This window comes from Stenotrophomonas sp. HMWF003 (assembly GCF_003061285.1).
GTDB lineage: Bacteria > Pseudomonadota > Gammaproteobacteria > Xanthomonadales > Xanthomonadaceae > Stenotrophomonas > Stenotrophomonas maltophilia_AP.
Genome location: NZ_QAIW01000271.1, coordinates 1 through 1,888, shown reverse-complemented (window position 1 = coordinate 1,888; position 1,888 = coordinate 1). Strand labels below are relative to the sequence as shown.

Here is a 1,888-nt window from a genome sequence, read left to right as displayed (position 1 = left end):
GTCAGCAATTGGCTGGGCGGTGGCGGAGGCGGTCTTCCGATTGCGCCGGAGATCGCCAGGCTGCCGGCGGGCAAGACGCTGTGCCTGGATGGCGAAGATGACGACGACGCACTGTGCCCGTCGCTGCCGGCAGGCAACGCGCAGGTGATCAAGCTGCCGGGCGACCACCATTTCAAGGGCGACTACGATCGCCTGGCGCAGACGCTGCTCGAGCATCTCCCCGCGCGGTAGAGCCGACCGTGGGTAGAGCTGACCGTTGGTCAGCTGCGGTAGAGCCGACCGCAGGTAGAGCTGACCGTTGGTCAGCTGCGGTAGAGCCGACCGTGGGTAGAGCTGACCGTTGGTCAGCTGCCGTATCGCCGCGCATCCGAACAGCCGACCAACGGTCGGCTCTACCGGTGCGGCGTTGCCACAGCCGACCAACGGTCGGCTCTACCGGCGCGGGTCCAGCGAGATCAGTCGGGTGGCATCGAGCAGGGCTGCGGGCAGGTGCACGCCGCCCGGTGCGGCCAGGTATCGGGCGCGCCACTGCGGGGCGAATTTGGACTTGAAGCGGCGCAGTCCGCTGAACCCGTAGAAGCGTTCCCCGTGGCGGGCCACGATGTTGGCAAAGCGGTTCCAGCGGCCGGCCAGCCGGTGCTGGGCCAGCCCGGACAGCGGCGCCATGCCCAGCGAGAAGCGGTGGAAGCCGTTCGCGCGACCCCACAGGAACAGCTCGATGAACAGGAAATCCATGGTGCCCTTGGGCGCATCGTCGACGTGCCGCATCAGGTCCACCGACAACTCATGCCCGGCTGGTGCCTGCCACAGGTTGGCGAACGCCACGATGCGGCCGTCGGCCTCCACCAGCGCGACCGGGAAACGCACCAGGTAGTCCGGATCGAAGCTGCCCAGCGAGAAGCCCTTCTCGTCGCCGGCCTTGTCGTCCAGCCACTGCTGCGAAATCGCCGCCAGTGCAGGCAGCAGTGCCGGCACCTCTGCCGGTGCGGCCACGCGGAAACTCAGGCCGCCGCGCTTGCCGCGGTTCCAGGCCTGGCGCAGGTCGGCGCGTTCGCGTCCTTCCAGGCCGAAATCCTGCAGCGGCACCATCGCCTCTTCGCCCAGTTTGACCAGGGTCAGCCCCAGGTCGAGGTAGGTCTGCCAGTAGGCCTCGCCAACCTGATAGAACACCGGGCGCAGGCCGAGCCGGTCGGCTTCCTCACGGAAGCGCCAGATCAGCCCACGCGCCACGTCCGGCGGGCCGACCGGGTCGCCCATGGCGATCAGCGAACCGCCGTAGCGCTGCATCATCACAAAGCCCCGCTGGTCGGCATCACGCAGCACCGCCTTGTCGGCAGTCAGCACCAGGCAGGCCTGGGTGTCTTCGGCGGCCAGCAGGATCGGCGCCAGCGCGTCCAGCGTGGGCATGTCGGCCGGCGGCAGCGGGCTGCGGGTGCTGTGCAGCAGCCGCGCCAGGCCGAAGATGGTCAGGGCGATGGCCACCACCAGCAGCGCACGCAGCGCGCGCGGCGCGTTGCCCTGCAGGGCGAACTGCCACCACAGCTCGTTCTGGTACTCCACGTGGCTGTAGACGAAGAACAGCAGCCAGATCACCGCCACCAGCACCAGCCCCAGATTGCGGATCCACGGCCATGACCAGGCTTCGTCCAGCAGCGCGCCCTGGCGGTAGAACTCGCGGCGCGAGGCCCACAGCGCCATGGCCACCAGCAGCGCCGATAACGCGATCAGCACCTGGCCGCCGCGCAGCCAGATCGGCAGCGGCGCGATCACGCAGATGCCCAGCGCCAGCATCCACGCGGCGTGGCTGCGGCGCTGCAGGCCCTGGCCGATCAGCAAAAGCGCCACGCCGGCCAGGCTGCCGATCCTGGAAACCTCGCACCTGCTCGGC

At 69.2% G+C, this 1,888-nt stretch carries 2 protein-coding genes; one reads left to right on the top strand and one right to left on the bottom strand.

Annotated elements, in window-relative coordinates; all coding sequences use genetic code 11:
* Nucleotides 1-231 (top strand): virulence factor (locus DBR34_RS11205; RefSeq protein ID WP_219928266.1); only part of this gene is annotated, 231 nt, incomplete at its 5' end.
* Between the two features lie 201 nt (nt 232-432).
* Here the strand turns inward: DBR34_RS11205 and DBR34_RS11200 are convergent.
* The coding region (locus DBR34_RS11200) for a phosphatidylglycerol lysyltransferase domain-containing protein (RefSeq protein WP_146186825.1) at nt 433-1,888 on the bottom strand (1,456 nt) is incomplete at its 5' end.